The organism is Lentibacillus salinarum (assembly GCF_042679865.1).
In the GTDB taxonomy this organism is placed as follows: Bacteria; Bacillota; Bacilli; order Bacillales; family Amphibacillaceae; genus Lentibacillus; species Lentibacillus salinarum.
This window is the reverse complement of record NZ_JBHTNH010000019.1, coordinates 35141-55090: the sequence shown is the minus strand read 5'-3', so window position 1 is coordinate 55090 and position 19950 is coordinate 35141. Positions and strand designations below refer to the sequence as shown.

Annotated in this window: 16 protein-coding genes and 1 pseudogene; 4 read left to right on the top strand and 13 right to left on the bottom strand. The window is 43.1% G+C overall.

The window, feature by feature from the left end; genetic code table 11:
• Positions 1-140 precede the first annotated feature (140 nt).
• Together ACFQ4A_RS08830 and ACFQ4A_RS08825 are read left to right on the top strand one after the other, a co-directional pair.
• A complete protein-coding gene (locus tag ACFQ4A_RS08830; protein WP_382399661.1) occupies positions 141-1259 on the top strand; it encodes an NAD(P)/FAD-dependent oxidoreductase in 1119 nt (372 codons plus the stop codon).
• Positions 1260-1335: 76 nt separating this feature from the next.
• Positions 1336-1497, top strand: coding sequence for a hypothetical protein (locus ACFQ4A_RS08825; protein WP_382399659.1), 162 nt, complete (start codon positions 1336-1338; stop codon positions 1495-1497).
• A gap of 62 nt (positions 1498-1559) precedes the next feature.
• Here the strand turns inward: ACFQ4A_RS08825 and ACFQ4A_RS08820 are convergent, their stop codons facing one another.
• From ACFQ4A_RS08820 to ACFQ4A_RS08790, 7 genes are all read right to left on the bottom strand, one after another.
• Entirely contained in the window at positions 1560-2495 is a 936-nt protein-coding gene (locus ACFQ4A_RS08820) for a cation diffusion facilitator family transporter (protein WP_382399657.1), read from the bottom strand.
• Between the two features lie 83 nt (positions 2496-2578).
• A complete protein-coding gene (locus ACFQ4A_RS08815; protein ID WP_382399655.1) occupies positions 2579-3913 on the bottom strand; it encodes a diguanylate cyclase domain-containing protein in 1335 nt (444 codons plus the stop codon).
• Positions 3914-4254: 341 nt separating this feature from the next.
• Entirely contained in the window at positions 4255-4716 is a 462-nt protein-coding gene (locus tag ACFQ4A_RS08810; protein ID WP_382399653.1) for a GtrA family protein, read from the bottom strand.
• 57 nt (positions 4717-4773) lie between these two features.
• The gene (locus ACFQ4A_RS08805) at positions 4774-5943 is read right to left on the bottom strand and encodes a glycosyltransferase family 4 protein (protein ID WP_382399651.1); all 1170 of its coding nucleotides are present in this window, start codon (positions 5941-5943) and stop codon (positions 4774-4776) included.
• Between the two features lie 132 nt (positions 5944-6075).
• Positions 6076-7224 carry an NAD-dependent epimerase/dehydratase family protein gene (locus ACFQ4A_RS08800; RefSeq protein WP_382399649.1) on the bottom strand — a complete coding sequence of 383 codons (1149 nt, stop codon included), beginning with the start codon at positions 7222-7224 and terminating at the stop codon, positions 6076-6078.
• 318 nt (positions 7225-7542) lie between these two features.
• Positions 7543-8940 (bottom strand): hypothetical protein, encoded by a 1398-nt coding sequence (locus tag ACFQ4A_RS08795; protein WP_382399647.1) that lies wholly within the window; start codon positions 8938-8940, stop codon positions 7543-7545.
• Between the two features lie 131 nt (positions 8941-9071).
• On the bottom strand, positions 9072-9716 hold the full coding sequence (locus tag ACFQ4A_RS08790; protein WP_382399645.1) for a YczE/YyaS/YitT family protein: 645 nt from the start codon (positions 9714-9716) through the stop codon (positions 9072-9074).
• 205 nt (positions 9717-9921) lie between these two features.
• On the opposite strand from ACFQ4A_RS08790, the gene ACFQ4A_RS08785 reads away from it, so the two are divergent.
• Positions 9922-10176 (top strand): GlsB/YeaQ/YmgE family stress response membrane protein, encoded by a 255-nt coding sequence (locus tag ACFQ4A_RS08785; RefSeq protein ID WP_382399845.1) that lies wholly within the window; start codon positions 9922-9924, stop codon positions 10174-10176.
• Between the two features lie 74 nt (positions 10177-10250).
• Here ACFQ4A_RS08785 and ACFQ4A_RS08780 read toward each other — a convergent pair whose 3' ends face one another.
• On the bottom strand, positions 10251-10649 hold the full coding sequence (locus ACFQ4A_RS08780) for an RDD family protein (RefSeq protein ID WP_382399643.1): 399 nt from the start codon (positions 10647-10649) through the stop codon (positions 10251-10253).
• A 775-nt stretch (positions 10650-11424) separates the two neighbouring features.
• Here ACFQ4A_RS08780 and ACFQ4A_RS08775 point away from each other — a divergent pair.
• Positions 11425-11994, top strand: a complete 570-nt coding sequence (locus ACFQ4A_RS08775; protein WP_382399641.1) for a hypothetical protein — start codon at positions 11425-11427, stop codon at positions 11992-11994.
• A 74-nt stretch (positions 11995-12068) separates the two neighbouring features.
• On the opposite strand, the pseudogene ACFQ4A_RS08770 reads toward ACFQ4A_RS08775, so the two are convergent.
• The 5 genes and pseudogenes from ACFQ4A_RS08770 to hsdR all read right to left on the bottom strand — a co-directional run.
• Positions 12069-12590, bottom strand: a pseudogene (locus ACFQ4A_RS08770) (MBL fold metallo-hydrolase); the annotation flags it as partial.
• A 691-nt stretch (positions 12591-13281) separates the two neighbouring features.
• Complete coding sequence (locus ACFQ4A_RS08765; protein WP_382399639.1) at positions 13282-14226, bottom strand: nucleoside hydrolase; 945 nt, start codon at positions 14224-14226, stop codon at positions 13282-13284.
• Positions 14227-14331: 105 nt separating this feature from the next.
• Positions 14332-16017 (bottom strand): restriction endonuclease subunit S, encoded by a 1686-nt coding sequence (locus ACFQ4A_RS08760; protein ID WP_382399637.1) that lies wholly within the window; start codon positions 16015-16017, stop codon positions 14332-14334.
• Entirely contained in the window at positions 16017-17459 is a 1443-nt protein-coding gene (locus ACFQ4A_RS08755; RefSeq protein ID WP_382399635.1) for a type I restriction-modification system subunit M, read from the bottom strand. The genes ACFQ4A_RS08760 and ACFQ4A_RS08755 overlap by 1 nt, the downstream gene beginning before the upstream one ends.
• A 24-nt stretch (positions 17460-17483) precedes the next feature.
• On the bottom strand, positions 17484-19850 hold the full coding sequence (gene hsdR, locus ACFQ4A_RS08750) for an EcoAI/FtnUII family type I restriction enzme subunit R (protein ID WP_382399633.1): 2367 nt from the start codon (positions 19848-19850) through the stop codon (positions 17484-17486).
• Positions 19851-19950: the final 100 nt, after the last annotated feature.

Here is a 19950-nt window from a genome sequence, read left to right as displayed (position 1 = left end):
AGATTCTGGCAATGATATTGTCGTACATGGCTTTCAAACACCTTTCCCTTTTATCATTTGTTATGTATCATTGAAAACAACGTCACAATCAATGGCGTTTCACTTATCGTTGATGAAGGGAACTCTGAAAGGATGTTTTCATGAATAAAATGATTGTCATTGGCGCCGGCATTCTGGGTGCCTCGGCAGCCTACAAACTGGCCAAGTCCGGCGCAGACGTTGTCATCATCGACCGGCATGATCCCGGCCAGGCAACCGATGCTGCGGCCGGCATCATTTGTCCATGGCTCTCCCAGCGCCGGAATAAAGCATGGTATCGATTGGCCAAGGGCGGCGCACGGATTTATCAGGATTTAATCCGGGAACTCGCTGCTGATGGTGAAACGGAAACAGGCTATGCCCAAACCGGCGCGATCAGCATTCATACCGATGAACAGAAACTCATCGCCAAAAAAGATCGCGCCCTGAAACGCCGGGAGGACGCACCCGAGATCGGGAACGTGAGCCTGCTTGATGCCCAACAAACGAACGATCTATTTCCCCACCTTGCTGAGGACTATGCGTCCGTCCATGTCAGCGGCGCTGCCCGGGTTAACGGCCGGGCATTACGGGATGCGCTCATACGTGGCGCTCAAAAACATAACGCAACCGTCATACATGGTGATGCCCAGCTTATCAAAAACGGTTTTCGTATAAAAGGCGTGACGGTAAACGGCGAAGCAATAGAAGCCGACCAAGTCATCGCGGCATGTGGCGCTTGGATGCACGAATTACTGAAACCCTTAACTATTCAGTTTAATGGCACAGCACAAAAAGCGCAAATCCTGCATTTACAGTCGCCGGGGTTGGACACATCCAACTGGCCTGTTGTGATGCCGCCCAATGACCAATTCATGCTGACATGGGACGACCGGATTATTATTGGTGCCACCCACGAAGATGATGTTGGTTTTGACAACCGGATAACGGCCGGGGGATTGAATGAAATTTTGGCCAAAGCCCTAGACATCGGGCCAGGGCTTGCGGATAGCACAGTTCTTGAAGCACGTGTCGGGTTTCGCCCGCATACCCCGGGATTTTTGCCGGTTATGGGTCCGCTCCCCGGTATTGATGGGCTTCTCATTGGCAATGGACTCGGTTCGTCCGGCCTGACAACCGGACCGTTTGTCGGAATCCAGCTCGCCAATCTGGCACTCGGAAACGAATTGGCAATTGATTTGGCTGACTATGATGTTGCCGGTGCTGTGAACAATTTATAACGGTTTTCTAGATGAATTTACAGCAGACGCCGCATTTGCTAATCTTATGACAGGGATTATAAGGGGGGGCTCTTCAGTGGGGAAAAAAGTTGTATTGCTCGTTATTACCGGAACGTTAGCCATATTGATCGCCGGCTGGTTCGCTTTACAATATGTCATCGATCATTACGATGTGGACCGGGACACCTCACAGCCGGTCCAAACTGACATGATACAAGATACAGATACCATCACATAAGAGAATCAGTAGCACACTGATTCTCTTCAGGGTTTCTGTATCCTATCCGTTTAATTGCTCAATTATTGATCGTCATCTTCTATGATACCCAATACGACATCGGCCACTTCTGAGGATCGCAGCAATTTATCGGTTAATGAAAATTTGATATCATCCGCTTCAGCCAGTGACAGTCCTTTCGCCAATTCCACCGTCCCTTCCACGTGGTATTGCCGTCCTTCCTGAAGCACCCGCATTTTATAAATATCAACAACGTCATCTTCCGCCAGCAGTAAATCCTTGATCTTTTTTTCCACTTCCGCCGGTGCAGACACACCGATGAGCCCGACCATATTGTCATAACCGACCCGGAACGCAACAAATAACATCAAGACACCGATCAACATCGTGAAAATACCGTCCGCTCGCAAAACGCCAAACAGCTGTGCCAGCAATACACCGAGCAACGCAAAGACCGCACCAGATGTCGCCACAAGATCCTCATAAAACACTAGCCTTGTCGCTGGTGCTGCCCGCTGTGCACTTTTAAAAGCTCTTGTCACAATCCACCCATCGTGCTCTCCCGATGTTTCATTCGTGATTTCTTTCATCGCTTTGATTAAAACATACCCATCAATGAGAAAAGAAGCAACAAGCACACCAATGTTAAGCCAGATATTCCCAGATTCAGACGGATTCCAAAGCAGGTGCCACCCTTCTTTAATGGTTTCATAAGCCATCACCGTCACAACCACAACGGCAACCATGCAAAATATATTGATGACTCGTCCAAAACCCATCGGAAACCGTTCGGACGGTGGGCTTTCCGCCAATACACTGCCTATAAAGACAAAGCCCTGGTTTACAGCATCGGCCAGTGAGTGCATCGTTGTGGCAAACATCGACCCGCTGCCGCTGAAAAAAGCAGCAACACCTTTTATACCCACTAGAAATATATTGCCGAGGGAAGCCATGCCGGAAGACGTATTTCCTTTTTTTACGCGTTCAATGAATCCCATTTTTTCAAACCTCCACAAACGTTGCTACAGGTACTAAATAGGATTCTTATTTAGTGGGATTCTATTCATTTCAGGGATTGGTCTTAAATCGATTCATCGTTTGTAAAATCATAAATTTGATAATTATTTTTTCCGGACTGTTTTGCCTTATAGAGCTGGTTGTCAACATACTTGAGCAGCGTATTTGGCAACTCAGGTGAACACGGTGACGATATAACAATTCCCAGACTGGTCGTTGTACTGAATGCATGATCCTCGATACACCACGTCTCATTGACCGCCTGTTGAATGCGGTCAGCCACTTGGATTACATCGTCTCTTGCACTAACATTCGGCAGCATCAGTGTGAACTCATCACCACCGAGCCGTGCCAGCATATCATTGTCCCGGATGATCCGGTTGACCCGATGACCAAATTCCCGAATTGCTTTATCTCCAATATCATGCCCCAGCCGATCGTTAATGGTTTTAAATTGATCCAGATCCAACATCATGATCGCCATGCGTCGTTTCGTCCCTTTGATAGCGTCGATCTGTTTTGACAGCTGTTCCATGAAGTAACGGCGGTTCGGCAGCCCTGTCAGTGGGTCATGATAAGCCATGTGCTGCAACTGCAGTTCATAGTCTTTCCGGACCGTAATATTACGGGACACCACAACCATATGGGTGAATGCATCTTCCTCATCGTAAACCGGGCTGCCGCGCAGTTCCGACCATATGTATTGTCCCGCACGATTCTTCTGTCTGAATTGATCCTGCCATGTCGTCTGCGTCTTTACTGAATCAGCGAACGAATCCAGCAGCCGTTCGGTATCATCCTCATGAACATTATACAGGAAATGTTTGTTAATATAATCGTCCGGATCATGATCAAGCACATTTTTATAAGATGGTGAGACATAATCAATATAGCCGTCCTGATTGATCATCGTGATTAAATCATTGGAGTTATCCGTAATGATCCGCAACTGATCTTCACTTTCCCGGTATTTTTGCTTATTCCGGTCCAATTCGTGCCGCGAATTCCGCAACTTGAATTCGTTTAATTTATGTCTGGTAATATCTTTGACGAACGCCGTAATATGACTGCATCGTCCGTTTTCAAAAAGCGGGGTTAACGTGGTTTCTGAATATTTGATGCCTGCCGGCGATTCGTAGCTGTCTTCATATGTCACGCTTTCCTCTGTATCAAGCACTTTTCTGTATTGTGAAGCCAAATGATCTGCTATCTTCACAGGATAAACATCATGAAATGTTCTCCCAATCACGTCTTCCGTGAGTTTTGTCTGCTCTTTCGCCGCTTCATTTAAAAATGCATAATGGAATTGTGCCGCTTCGTCCACATTAATAATGAAGACCATTTCCCTAATTCCGTTCTTCAGCACATTCTGAAACAGTAACGATATGTCCGTGTTCACACTGTTACCTCCTCTCTGTCGTATTTTTCGATTTTCAGCTTTTAAAACGTTGTAAAATGGGCTATGTACTTATATTATATATGTTTTCTGAATTTTTTCTAGTACTTAGAGCCTAAATATTTGAAAAACTCGGCATACGACAAGTTTTACAGGCCTGGTGCGGGAGATCCAAAATTAGGGGGAGACGCACTTGAAATCGTACAAGGCGACATCAAAGTAGAGCGCGAGCAGCGTGCAAAATCAACCGAATGCGTCCCGAAATCGAACGAGGCCACCCATAAACAATCAACCATAATTTTGAGTTTTAACATGAAAATAAAAAACTGAGCCGGTTCTCAAGCTCAGTCGTTGTTCTTAATATGCTTTTTTCCAAAATCCCTGAACACAAAATATTTCACCATGAAAAAACTCGCAAGAAATGAGAGAAGCATCGCCAGTCCTTTGGCGGTATTATAGCGAAGCCAGTTGGGAAAAGCCGTGAGCTCCAGCAAATCATTGACACCAAGGAAAACAAGGTTGCTGACGCCCAGACTAATAAGACCCTGCGCGATGAACAAAAAACGCTGGCGGTTGCTGCCCTTTGCCGAGCGTTTAAACGTGATATTCGCATTCCAGAAGTAACTGTTCACTACAGCAAGTGTATAGGCAATGGAGTTGTACAATAAAAGCAACATGCGGTTATCCGTATGAAATAACAGTAATAGCAGATTCAAGGTGCCGATATCAATCCCTGCATTGGCAAAACCGATAACGCCAAATTGCAGAAATTGTAACGGGCCCCGTTTTCGTTTTTGTTGTGCCATGGCATTCCTCTTGTGGTTCGTATCGTTTGGCGTCTGCCCACACGCACTCGGGCAGCTCTATTCATTCTCCGTTCTCAGATCAGACGCGTCCATATGATCATCCTTAACCGTTGTGCCATTTTCTCCGGCGATTTCCTTGTAATAATCAAGGATTTGCTTCGACTGGGCATCCCAGCCCATTTCGGCGATATCGCTACGGGCTGCCCTTGCTAGCCGCTTGCGCAATGTTTCATCCGCAAACCGGAGAACGGTGTCTTTAAAGTCACCCTGCTTGTCCTTATCATAAAGTAGCCCTGTGCGACCGTCCTCAATCTGTTCACACGTCGGACCACTTCTAGCGGCAACCAGCGGCAAGCCTGATGCCATCGCCTCGGTAATCACCAGACCGAGCGTTTCAGTCGTGGACGGAAAAACAAAAACATCCGAGGAGGCATACGCTTTCGCCAACTCTTCGCCATGCATAAAGCCGGTGAAGACGGTATTGGTACCCGCAAAATGCTTTTCCAGCGTTTGACGATGCGGACCATCACCGACAATGGCCAACACAAATTCATCCGATGCGTCCAGAACAGATTTGATTTTTTCGATTTCCTTCTCCGGTGCCAGCCTGCCGACATACAGCAGCAACTTTTTATCAGCTTGTCCATTCGAGAGCTTTTCCCTTATCGCTTTATCATATTTGGACGGATCGAACAACTCGGTGTCCACACCACGCTTCCAGACACGCACATTATGAAAATGCTGTTCCACCAATTCTTCCCTGACGGCTTCCGACGTGCACAAATTCAGCTCCGCTTGATTATGAAGTTTGCGAAAATACCACCATAACAGCCCTTTGAACATAGGGAGGTTATAGTAATCCGCGTATTTCGGCACTTGCGTATGAAATGAAGCAAGCATCGGGTAGCCGAGCTTCTTGGCGTAATAAACCCCGGACATGCCAACGAGTGCCGGATTGACGACATGGACGACATCCGGATTATAGGCTTCAAGCATCTTTTTGACTTTTCGGGTCGGCAGCGAAAATTTTTTGGAACGATAAAGGGGGAGCGTACGTGCCGGCACCCCCTCAATTGTTACGCCCTCAAATTCATACACGCCAAGGTCCGGTGCGATAACCCGGACATCATGGCCCTGCTTTTTAATGTAACGAATACAAGCCTTTAAACGTGTCACCACACCGTCTGTAGAAGGTACGAACGTCTCCGTGATAATGGCTATTTTCAATGAAGACACTTCCTCAATATTGTTCTGGTTAAAGTTTGTTGATTTGCTTTGGCGTTTCAAGATGGACATCGGCTAATTCACCGATGTCCATCCATCTGACCTCTAGAAAAACGAGGCGGTAGCTGAGTTGTTCTATCGCCACGATACTTGCGGTAGCACATTGTCCTTAATGACCCGGTCTTTATGCCGCACCACCGTTCTAAAGATCGCACGGATCACGTCATCATCCAGCAAGTGCGGTTCCAGTCCTAGATCCCGCAGTTTTGTATTTTCAGCCTGGAAAAAGTGTGCTTCCAGTTCAACGCGCGGATTGTCCAGATTGGCGATAGTTGTTTCGCAGCCCTCTTCCTGTGCCACCTTTTGAACTTTTTCGGCCAGCTCGCCGACTGAGAATTCTTCCGTGAACTGGTTGAACACCCGGAATTCACCTTGGTCAGCCGGATTTTCGGCGGCAATTTCGATACAGCGGACGGTATCCTCAATGTTCAGAAAACCACGTGTCTGGCCGCCTTTTCCGTATACCGTGATATCATGGCCAATCGCGGACTGGATGATAAACCGGTTCAACGCCGTCCCAAACACCCCGTCATAGTCAAGGCGATTCGTCAGCACTGGATCCATTTTCGTTTCATCTGTCTCCAGCCCATAGACGACGCCCTGGTTCAAATCCGTTGCCCGGATGCCCCAGATTTTGCAGGCAAACGTCATATTATGGCTGTCATGCACTTTGGAAAGGTGATAAAATGAGCCGGGCTGTTTCGGGTATGGCAGGACATCTTTTCTGCCCTTGTGCTCAATCTCAATATACCCTTCTTCAATCGGAATATTCGGCGTTCCATATTCACCCATTGTCCCCAGCTTGATTAAATGGCAATCCGGGACAAATTCTTTAATGCCGTAAAGAACATTCAGCGTACCGGCAACATTGTTTGTCTGGGTATAAACAGCATGTTCCCGGTCAATCATCGAATAAGGGGCCGAGCGCTGTTCAGCAAAATGCACAAACGCATCAGGCATTTCCTGTTTCAACACTTCACGCAGAAAATCATAGTGCGTTAAATCCCCTTCGTATGTACGGATGTCGTTTCCGGTCAATTCTTTCCACTTGGCGACACGCTCTTCCAGCGAGGCAATCGGTGTCAATGAATTCGAATGCAGTTCGTTATCCATTTCACGTCTGACCATACTATCTACAATGGCGACATCATGGCCCTGCTTTGATAAATAAAGCGCTGTCGGCCAGCCACAAAAGCCATCTCCCCCAGCAACGATTATTTTCATGTTACTCCCCTCCAGTTTTTAACACTATTATATGCCACTTTCCATCGATTTAGAGCATTGTATAAATAAAGTCACCTCTATCATGTCTATAAAAAAATTACCATGCTACAGGCAATTTTACAAACGATGCGGTTATAGTGTATTTATGTCTTTTTCCATACGGAGGTGTATTTCTTTTTATATGGCGCGTCGTCTTCCTTTTCCAATCCAAAGAGGTTGTCTTAATTTCCTCATCGGTTGTTTCGTTATACAATAATTTAAGCCCATGAATGATATTGGAACGAATCAGGATCTTTCTAAACGCCTTCTATTAATAGTTTACGCCCTTTTTTGCAGGTTAACACACAGTTGTCTGTAGGCCGCTGCTTCCTGCTTCATTCCCAATTCCTGATAAACTTTTGCTAACCATTTGAGCGGCTTCGGATCTTCCGGTTTCAGTTCCATCTCCCAGCTAAAGCACTCAATGGCCTGATCCCGCTGGCTGAATTCATAATACAACTCCCCAAGCAGCTGCATCTGATCCAGATCATCATTGTATGTTACCAATGCATCCATTTTTAGATAGACCGGATGGACTGCGCGAGATTCAATAAAGGGTTTCAGCAACTTTTTGATAACGGATGGCTCGTATGTGTTCATTAGCTGAGCAACGTATTGGTGGATAAAATGTTCAGCTGTCTTCGGGGTCAAATCAATTGTCAATTTAAATAAGGTTTGCAGCTGTTTTGACGTTAGGGAAAGCGTCTCCAGGTCTAATTGTTCAAGCATGTCGTTTATGGATTCAGATTGTGAGGCATCAAGCTTAACATCTGAATCATCCAGGATATTCAAGACATTTTCAAGTTGATTCAGGTCAATATATTTTTTCAATAGATCCTGTTTCAGCGGAGCATAGTGAGGTAATTGGCGATATAAACTTTCCAGCATTTGCATGGTGTGCTGTTTATTCAAATGTTCGTCCAAAAGTTTTATGAGCGGGTCGTAGTTTTTCTTTGACGGATTCTCTGTCAATCTGTTGCCATACAGGGCCATCATATCCATCCATCTTGACGCTTCATCCAGAAAGGGTATTAGCTGCTCAAAATAGTGGTCTTTATCTTTTTCGGCATACAACACTTTCTCGGTAAAAATCGGATCTTGAGCCAGTATGTCAGCTGATTTGTGATGATACAAATCGGCATATTCCCTGAAGCGCCTGTCACCCGAAAGCTGTTTGACAAAGTCATGGCCCGGCGCAAAGTCCATTAAAATCCGGACAATCCGGTAGCCCAAAAAGTTCTGCCCATTCCGGCGGTAAATATAAAATATCGATTTGATTTCATTAAACAAACGCTTTTTTGAAATGAAGGATTCAAAGAATGTTAAGATACAGGCCTTTTCCTGGGGTGTGTAATGATTATCAAGTTTCTTCAGCAGTGAATCGAAGCGGGTAATGCGGCACGGGTGGTTTTCGGAGAGCAGGACATCGATAAACGGGTGCGGGGCGTCAAAAACCATCCCCTGTTTAAAGGCAGACGCGATGAACGAGCGGTGCCTTAGCTTTGTTGCTTTGGCAGCTGTAAGAAAATCATGTTTATAAAAAAACAGATAATACATGTTGTTTTGATCGCTTAACGCTTCGATGATTTCAGCCTGGCGATACAGGACTACTCTTTGCACATGGATCTGAATGGGTTTCCCGTTGGCCCGATAGATATAAAACGATTGCTGTTCCATTTTTAAGTCCCCCTGCCTCTTTTCTACCACTATAACATACTCTAAACGCCGACGGGAAACGCCTATCGATAAAACAGGGAATCAGTTTTAGCGTTCCCCTGTTTTATCTATGGTTATGCTGCACGCCCCTGTCAGCCTGTGCTGCTTGAGTTTGAATAATGCTTTTTCGCTAGCGTCATACGGTCCACAACCGGACGCATGCGCAGGTACGTCAATTCAAAAATCGGGCTTTGAATAAAGGTGAAAACAAAGGTGAAAATAAAGACAGGTCCGCCCAGCAGCAATCCAATCAAGAGAACGCCGGTTTCCGTGATGATACGCACCTTGCCGATCGATTTCCCGGTTTTATCGGAGATCGACAGCATAAACCCGTCACGCGGGCCCGAACCAACGCCTGCTGCATTATAAATGCCCCCGCCCAGCCCCATAACGACAATGCCGGCCAAAATAATGACGATATCCACCCACGTGTGCGTTGCATGCGGTAGAAAATCCAGCCACATATACAGATCAACAAAAGCGCCAATGAGAACAGCATTTAAAAATGTGCCGATTTTAATATAAGATTTATCCAATATCCAGGAGATGATGATCAAGATAAAGGAAATGATAATTGCCCAGGAACCGATGGACAACCCAATTAAGTCAAATAAGGCCACATTCAAGACGTCCCACGGGTGGATACCCAGATGCTGCACATTCACCGAAATGGTGATCCCCAGACTGAAAATCATGAGCCCGATAAAGTAAACCGACCAGCGAAATACATGAGCCATACTATCCTGCCTTCTTTCTATGTTCTATGAACGATGACGGAATCTTCATTATATCATACTCGGAAGCTTTCATCAGACGTTTGCAAAACATTCGGGTCAATGTATCGTTGGGGGGATCTGGAAACGTCCTGTTTAAACATATCCAATTCAGGATATTACTAACCGCAACGCCATAATAGCTTTAAACGAGGAGGTAGCAACAATGATGAGCTTTATCTGGAGTCTGATTGTCGGAGGTATTTTAGGCTGGATCGCCAGCTTAATCGTCGGAAAAGACGTGCCCGGTGGTGTCATTGGCAACATCATCGCCGGTATTGTCGGCGCATGGATTGGTTCCGCTTTAATGGGGGATTTTGGACCAGTCATTGGCGGCTTTGCCATCATCCCGGCATTAATCGGCGCAATTATTTTGATTTTCATCATCAGCCTGATTATGAAAGGAACACGCAAAGCGACATAGCGCTTTGCGTGTTCCCATTCGGCAGCCCTGTTATCAGTGCTTTGGATAGCAGGGCTAGTTTCTTGATTATTTATTCAACCTGAAATATCCGCTCTAACGCTCGTATGGGCATAGCGATCCTGCGGCATGGTTCCCCCATCTTGATCCGCAAAGCCTTTTGGGTTTTTCAGATAACTGAATCCGCCGATTGTATCGCGATATGCCATACGCTTGACTATTTGGCGAGATGATAGCTCTGAACCATCCGCATCCTCCAGGACAAGTCCTTGTTGCTTATAGCCAAGCGTTTGACCGTTACGGCGCAGCTGGGCATATTCCAGCGTCCACATGATAACTGTTGGCGTAATCAAAGCATGAACAGCTTCATTCTTCACTTTCTTCCTTAGAAAATATTCCACCCCGGCTGTGACAGCTGTTGAAATCGCGAAGTCAATCATAAAAGCCTTTGTCCGTTTTTTGCTAATCCGCTTCATCAAACCCGCTCCCTTTTTTGGTTCTATGTCACATACGTTTTGAATGTGAAATAGGTTTCAACGACCAAAACAGGTTTGATCTACATACTTTTTATGGCTCCCCCTCTTTATAACGATAATCGAAATTATTGAGCATTTGGGGGCGTGAGACTGAAAAATATTTTTAAAGTTTTTCGGCCGGAAGACGCCCCTATTTCCAGGTTTTTTTCGATTGTAGGGGTGAAAAGGGGTGCTTGAACATTATCGGGGCGTGTTTAGGGATCAGGACATTTTTCTCCGTTCGCGTTCATCATTTGATTTTCGTGCCCATGTTGTGAAACTCGACGCAAAATCAAGGATCGTCGCGCGATTTCGGAGTGGTGCCGCGCGAATTCAAAGGACCGTCGCGCGATTTTGGAGTAGTGCCGCGCGAATTCAAAGGACCGTCGCGCGATTTTGGAGTAGTGCCGCACGAATTCAAAGGACCGTCGCGCGATTTTGGAGTAGTGCCGCACGAATTCAAAGGACCGTCGCGCGATTTTGGAGTAGTGCCGCACGAAAAGAAACTTCAGCCAGGCGTGTCGTTTTGTCTACCTTTGTTCAATCAAAAGATTTTCGGTCACTGCCGAAAATCAACTGGATAGAAGTCTGGAAACTTATATGATTTAATCATATTCAGGTATTAACATTTAAGTAGAGCAGGCCGACCGAATGGCAGAAAAAAGTTATTGGGTATTAACCTGTTCCATTAGGTATGGCAGTCTATTTTAGCGAGCAGGAGTAATTGGAGGTCTGGATGAGAGTACTATCTTTAAATTCATTATGGTTTGTAATAGCTATACCTTTAAATGCTTTAGGCAATAGTTTTATGATAATCAGTAACTTAGGAAGTGCACCTTGGACATCTGCTGCGGAAAATCTTGAATATATATTACCGTTTTCCGTCGGTGTATGCCTCATTATTTTGTACTTCTTTGCGGTTCTGTTTAGCTATTTTATGAAAATGAAATTCACCGTGGGAATGATTGTCAAAACCATTGCTCTTTCTGTCATTTTTGGGGTTTTCATTGATTTGTTTTTGTACTTGCATCAGATGATTTATGTGCCAAATGATTTAAGCATTCGTTATATATACTTATTCATTGGTCTCAACCTAATTGCAGTCGCTATATGCATTTATTTTCAATCAAGTTCAGTATACTTGCCAAGTGACTATTTGTTGAAGGCATTTGGGAAACTGATGAACAATTATACAACAGGCACCATTTTGTGTACGGCAATTCCGCTGTCGATAAGTATTATCATTATTATTTATCGGCAAAGTATAAACGGTATTGGCCCAGGAACATTGTTGTTTATGTTTTGAATGGGGTTTCTAATCGATTTATATAATCGCTGGATTGTGATTCATCAAACGCCAGAGAAGCTTAACCAAATTAGTTAACTATACAAAAGTAGCCGGGATACCAATACGCAGCTATAGTCATTAAGAATCGACCTGACAATATGCATCGACCCCCATTCACCAAACGAAAAAGATGTAATCGGATATTTCTTTTTAAAGATCGTCGCCCAGATTTCCTGTTCATTGTAACCTTGCTTTTGGAGTGTGTGTATTCTTTCCTGCAATTCCTTTAAATAATCAAGCTTATTGGTTAAGGCTTGACGGCCGTCTTTCACGTAACCCGCATGGCAGCAGAACATTTCGTCAAAATCATAGGTCAATATTCTTTCGATGGAATGAATGATCATGGGGACATTCTCTTCACGCAATATAACTTTGGTTTTGGGCTGCACGTATAGATCGCCGGAAAAGAGCTGCCCTGTTTGGCGATTCAGAAATGACAAATGATCTTTTGCATGCCCGGGTGTCTGAATCACATCCCAGGTGGCATTCCGCGATGTAAATGATTCACCTATTGGCTGTGCTTGAAAAGGGCGTCTCCTCCCCCAGAATACTTGAAGAGCAATTTCTTAAGAAGATGCTTTACCTGGAAAAAAACAACAGCTAAACCTTCTACAGGAACAGGGTCATTTACACAAGATTATTGACACACCCAGCCAAATAATTCCTCATTAATTACAGTATAAATGATAGAATATGTTATAATAAAATACAATAGACTGGCTTCGCATGAGGGGTATGGTAGCATTGCCGATCGCCGTTTGTCTTCTTTGGGAGACTTCCCGGGGAAGGGGGTGCTTGCCATGGACATTGTTGGTACATTATCGGTCATGATATCCTTCGGGGTACTGGTGGCTATTATTATGTCTGACAAAAACCAAAAATAACCCCTCATATGCGTTGGTGTAGCGCCGAGGGATTATTTTTACCTTGTGCTGCCTAGCCCCTCTTGATGGGGTTCGGTCTATTGGCCGCTCCATGTAATAGCATGGGCGGTCTTTATTATTTTATGAACTTACTACATACATTATACCACGAATAGAATGAATGTACACATTCTATATTCCGACTTTAAAGTTTTTTCATATCTCATAATTGCGCCCGATAATGAAACTGACGCCATAAGGCGCTTATAACGGAACTTGTCGAGCGTGGCCCTTTTCTGGAACAACTATATGTCACAAAAACATCTTTATTATCATTCAACACCAAAATTATAGAGGTTTCTCAAAAGATGTGCCTCTATAGTCAATCTGAATAGGAGGATAATGCGTCTTCAAATAATCCCCAAAATTTTTTATGATTCAATTGATGGGCGAAATGCACATTCGGTTCTCGATTGGTTACGCCAAGTGTATCAACGCAAGTCATGCCATAAGTGAATTCCCCTTTTGTTTCAATATCGACACGTACATGTTTGACACCAAAAATTTCGGGATCCATTAAGTAAAGAGCGGTGCATGCGTCATGGATCGGGCCGCCATCCATATCAAAAACATCCTCATTTGTTTTGATAAAAAACTTGAGCAGGTCAACGACAAAATTGGAAACATGATTATCGATTTCGGAAAGCCTTTCTACCGTTTCCCTGGTTGCAATGGCCTGATGCGTCACATCCAAGCCGAACATGGTAATGGGTGCGCCGCTTTCAAATACAACTTTGGCAGCTTCTGCATCCACATAAATGTTAAATTCAGCCGCCGGTGTCCAATTGCCGAATGTGCCGCCGCCCATTAATACAATCTCTTTTATTTTTAGTATTATTTTCGGTTCTTTGATCATGGCTAATCCAATATTTGTTAAAGGGCCGGTCGGAACCAGCGTTATATCATCGTTTGAGGCCATAATTCTATTGATGATTAAATCGACAGCGTGCTGATCAACCGGCTTTTTATTTGGGTTATCAGGCATCTCAGGTCCATCCAATCCCGTTTCGCCGTGAATCTCTTCAGCAATTTCCGGTTTTCGGAACAATGGGGTGGAGGCACCTTGAGCAACCGGGATATCATTTAATCCAACAATGTCACATACTCTGAGCGCATTAACTGTATTTTTTTCAACTTCAACATTGCCCGCTACTGTTGTAATGGCTTCGATGTTGAGGTTACTTAATTTGGAGGCTGCTAAAATAATCGAGATTGCGTCATCATGACCTGGATCACAATCTAATATCAATTTCTTGTTGTTTGCCATATTGATTCTCCTTGGAATGTTATGTGTATCTATTATGATATTACGGTTGTCTGTATTTAATCATCTTGATTCCGAACCTCATCATCGACGTCATCATCTTGATTTTTAATAATCCTCATGTAACTTCTTATTATCGGTTAAACCATTTAAAACAGAATTACGGAATTTCACTACATAATTCGACTTTAATTCAATGTTGTGTTCTAATGCATCACATTTATCAAAGATTTGCTCAATCTTATTTACTATTCGAGCTTGCTCCTTCAGAGGTGGCAAAGGTGTTATTAGTTTACTTAATGAAGTTGCATTAACGTTAGGCTGACCTGTCCCTTTTGAAGAAGATTTTAGTTGATTCCAATATAAACTACTTTCTAAAAAATATTTAAAGAACTTTTCATTTAATGTTTTATTCAACTGAACTCTAATTAAATAAGATGCAAATACAGAAGGATATAATATATTTTCAATTAAAAAGGATTTTCCAATTGTTCCACCCGTTCGAGCTATAAGTATATCTCGCTCTTGCAGCGAATTCTTTTTATAATTGTCATCATCAATATCACAGTAGGGGACAGTATTCCAATTCACTTTATTTTTTTGTATATCGCTGATTCTAAGTAACTTTGTACCTGTATCTGTATCTTTTGCAGAAGCTGTATAGCCATAATGAATTTTATTCGATATAGTTCCTAACCTGATCCATTCCCATCCCTGTGGCAATTCATATGGTTTTTCTTCTTCCATTATCTCAGGCAATTTCTTCGGTTTTCTAATCTTGCCTTCTGCCACTAAACGTTCTTTTTCGCCTTCAATATTTTCAAGCAATACAGATGTCGGTTCATCGTTTGGATCTTGCTCAACCAATTTACCTTGAACCGCCAAACTCAACAGGCTCTGTCGTAACAAATCGACGTCTTCTTTTGTCTGACACAAATCATCCATATGCTCAATGGCAAAAGCCAAATCTTCTTTTTGATAAGGGCTGGATGCGTCTTGTATACGTGAAAAAAGATTAGTATTAAATTTGTCTGATGATTGTTTTTCCAATTCTATTTGTGTATGCAGTTGATCACAAATAGCAAACAATTGGTTTACCCTATTAACTATACGATTTTGTTCGTTGAACGGTGGTAACGGGAAAACTAAATTTTTTGCCCTTTTAATTGTTAGAGTACTAACAGTTGTTCCCATAGCATCCTTGGTTATTTGGCTTTTAGCAAAGTTAGAATGCATAAATAATTTAACAAAATCCGGATTAATGTTATAAATATTACTAAAGCATAATACACTTGCATCCTTATAGTAGAATTCATCAGACTCTTTTACTACATAGGTAACCCCTATTGTTCCTACTCCAGTAACCATTAAATCATTTTTCCTTGGCACGCCAACAGCGTCCTTTAATTGCGAATAATGATCTTTTGAAATAAATAAATCATTATTAACAAAACCATGTTTGGATAATTTCACAATCTCTCGAGCCCGGTAGAAAGGTATTCCCGAATTTCTCCAATCAGCTTTTCTAACTCTTTTTGAGGAACCAATATTCATTATGTCTCTCATGTGTAACCAAGTCCAATTACTTGGTAAATCAAAAGGATTTTCTGTTATTTCTGGTACCTTTTCATGGAGTTTTTCCTCATTTTCCAATTGCTTTAAAGCAGGTTTTTCATTTTTATTCTGTGGGACAATATTTCCCTGAATGGCTAATTCTAAAATGATCTTTTTTAATTCCTCTACATCTTCTTCCGTCTGCACAATCTCTTCAAAGTGTTTTAAAAGTAGTTCCATCAAAACACCTCTTTCATAATGGAAGCGAGTTCGTCTGCCAATTTTTGCTTGGTATCTTTCACATCCGCTTTCGCTTTCTGATAACGTGCCAAAGCTTCCTCTGGATCCAAATACTCTTCCTCTTCCGTATAAGGATTTTTGATATCCAGATTATAATCCCGTTCTTTTATGTCATCAATAGACACTTTCCAGGCATATTCGTTTTCTTCGCGGTTATTCCACCAGGCTTTTTCACGGTCAAATTCCTCGATACGGATCGGCTTAGTTTTGGAATAGCTTTTTTGCCCTTCCGGATAAGGATGTTCATAATACCAGACTTCTTCTGTGGGTTTCCCTTTTTCAAAAAACAACACGTTCGTACGAATATTTGTGTACGGTGAAAATACATTATGCGGTAATCGGACAATCGTGTGCAGATTAAATTCTGTCAGCAACCTTTCCTTTATCCGATACTTAACACCGTCATCACCAAACAAAAAGCCATCAGGTAAAACAATGGCGCCACGTCCATTATCTTTCAACAATGTCATAATCAGCACCATGAATAAATCAGCTGTTTCCTTGGTTCGAAAATTATTTGGAAAGTTCGCTTGAATGCCGTCTTCTTCTGTCCCGCCAAATGGGGGATTGGTAACGACAATATCGACTTTATCTTTTCTGGAATAATTACGTAATGGCTGCGCTAAGGAATTATCACGACGTATTTTAGGCACTTCGATATCATTCAATATCAAGTTTGTAACACCGAGCAAATGAGGCAATGGTTTCTTTTCAGTTCCCAAGACGGTATCTTGAAAGGTTTGGCGTTCTTCGACTGTTTGGGCCTGTTTTCTCAAGTGATCGATTGAACTGGTTAAAAAACCACCTGTTCCGCACGCTGGGTCCAGTATTTTTTCACCTAATTTCGGATTGACCATATCCACGGCAAATTGAGTCACGGCACGTGGTGTGTAGTACTCGCCGCTGTTGCCGGCGCTTTGCAAATTTTTTAGGAATGTTTCATAAAAATCGTTAAACAGATGACGATCTTCAGAGCTATTAAAATCTATTTCGTTAATTTTGTTCACAACTTGACGAATCAACGTCCCTGATTTCATATAGTTATAAGCATCATCAAAGACCGAACGAACCATATTCGCACGTGAATGGACTTCGGTTACTTCCAATTCTTTTAATGCTGGGAATAGTTCATCATTTACAAACGCTAGTAATTCATCTCCCGTCATGCCCTCATCATTCGCAGCCCAATGACGCCACCTGATGTGCTCCGGAATCGGGGATTGATAATCGTCCTCTATTACTTCCAGTTCCCTTTCTTTATCATCAAAGATTTTTAGAAAGATCATCCAAACTAACTGGCCAATTCGCTGGGCATCCCCATCAACACCAACGTCCTGGCGCATAATATCCTGAATACTTTTAATCACAGACGTAATACTCATGCTCGTTACCTCTCCCTATTCTAATTAAGACGCATAAATTTCCTGTTCTAATTCCTGTACGGCCATTAAATAGTTATTTTTTCCGCCGAATTCTTTTATGATCTCAATAACCGATCCATGCTCGCTGAAGGTATCTAATTTCAACACTTCCATGCTTTCAATATTTTCAACACCATCATCAGCATATTTATCCAGAAGTTTTTCCAGCACGGCTCGGGCTTTGTCGCCATATTTGGTAAAGTAATCCCGCTTTTTAACATTATTCGCTCGTTCTTGTCGTGTTAAAGGTTTCTGATCATATGCTACGTGAAGGATTAAATCGAACGGGTCATAATCACGCCCGACTGTCCGCTCCAATTCATCCAGCATGACACCCTGTTCCAGCAATTCCTGGATAATGGCTTCTTTTCGCTCTGATTCATTCCATTTATTCAGAAATTCATCTAATGTCTGATATTCATTCTGGACCGTTTTCTTTGTATAGTCTTTGAGTGACTCAGTAATTAATTTACCATCTTCACCGTAGTATTGAACTTTTTCAGAAACAACTTTTACGTTTGCATCTTTGACATAATAGATTTTGTTCTCATTATCTTTATCGTCAATAAAGATGTCCGCACCACCCGGGTCTCTTTCCGGGTAACCATCGTCAAGTGAATCAGGATCATCCGGTTCATCTCCCCCGTCTTGCTCAGGCGGTACTGCGGGATCACCATCTTTCGGTTCATAGATTTGAACAGGATCACCATCAAAGTCTGGATCAGCAAACAAATCGGTGACACCACGAAAATCAAGGATTGTAAATGAATATTTGCCATATTCCTCATTAATGCGTGTACCACGTCCAATGATTTGCTTGAATTCTATAGGGCTATTTATAACAGAGTCTAATACGATTAATTTACACGTTTGTGCATCGACCCCTGTTGTCATTAACTTAGATGTCGTTGTCACAACCGGATACACAGATTCAGGGTCAATAAAGTTATCCAGCTCCATTTTCCCTTCCTCGTTATCCCCGGTAATGCGCATGACATACTTGTGATTCTCAGTCACCAAGTCCGGATTTTCATTGGCAATCGCCTGGCGCATTCGCTCGGCATGGTCAACATTCACACAAAAGATGATCGCCTTTTGGAAACGATCCGTATGCGCCATATATTCAGCTACTTTTTTGGCAACTTGAATCGTCCGATTTTCCAGGACCAAGCCTTTGTCGAAATCTTTCTTGTTATACATCCGGTCTTCTATTAAATTACCAAACCGATCCTTTTCACCTTTTCGTGGACGCCAACCTTCCACATCACGGTCAAACGTATAACGAATCACACGATAAGGCGCTAAGAAACCGTCATTGATACCCTGCTTGAGTGAATACGTATAAATCGGTTCGCCAAAATAATGAATATTGGAAACGTCTTCTGTCTCTTTCGGTGTTGCTGTCAGTCCGATATGTGTCGCATCACTGAAGTACGCCAGTATCTCCCGCCATGCGGAATCTTCCCGTGCTGAGCCGCGATGGCACTCATCAATCACGATTAAATCAAAGAAATCAGGGGAAAATTCTTTATAAATATTTTTCCAATCTTCAGCACCTGATACGCCCTGATAAAGAGCTAAATAAATTTCATAAGATTTATCAACAGTACGATTGGTAATTTTGGTCATCTTATCGCCAAAATGTTTGAAGTCATTGGCCATCGTCTGATCAACTAATATATTTCGATCCGCCAAAAATAAGATACGTTTTTTCGCACGGGATTTCCAGAGGCGATGAATAATGTTAAACGCAATCATCGTTTTGCCTGTACCAGTTGCGCAGACTAATAAATTCCGGTCCCCGCCTTTCGCAACGGCTTCCACTGTTCGATTAATGGCAATCCGCTGATAGTAGCGAGGGGTCTTGCCACCCGGTTCCATAAAGTAGTCCTGGGCAACAATCTTCTCTTCTTCTTCGGTAAAACCCTGAGATTTCCGGTACCGATTCCACAGTTCTTCGGGAGAGGGGAAGGACTTCAGGGACAATTGCCGTGTAATTTGCTCATCTGAGTTCGTTCGATCATGCTCCACAAAGCCTTTTCCATTTGAACTGTAAACAAACGGAATATCGAGCGTCTCAGCGTAGTCCAAGGCCTGCTGCATGCCGGAGCCGACAGAGTGGTTTTGATCCTTGGCTTCGATAATGGCAAGGGGAATATTCGGTTTGTAATAAAGGATATAATCGGCCCGTTTCCCTTGTTTGCGGATATATCCGTTATGCCGTTCAATAATGCGACCTGCTGTAAAACTGACTTCCTCCCGAATTTGTTTATGTAAATCCCAGCCGGCATCTATGACAGCAGGCGTGATAAATTTACTGCAGACATCACGTTCTGATAGATTTTTCCCCATGCTTTGCCACCTCGCTACTAAAATCATCGGTGTGACTATTGTAGCAAACGACGGTGTTTTTGGGTATGGGAAAGATTGAAAGAACGGCTTCTTTATGCCA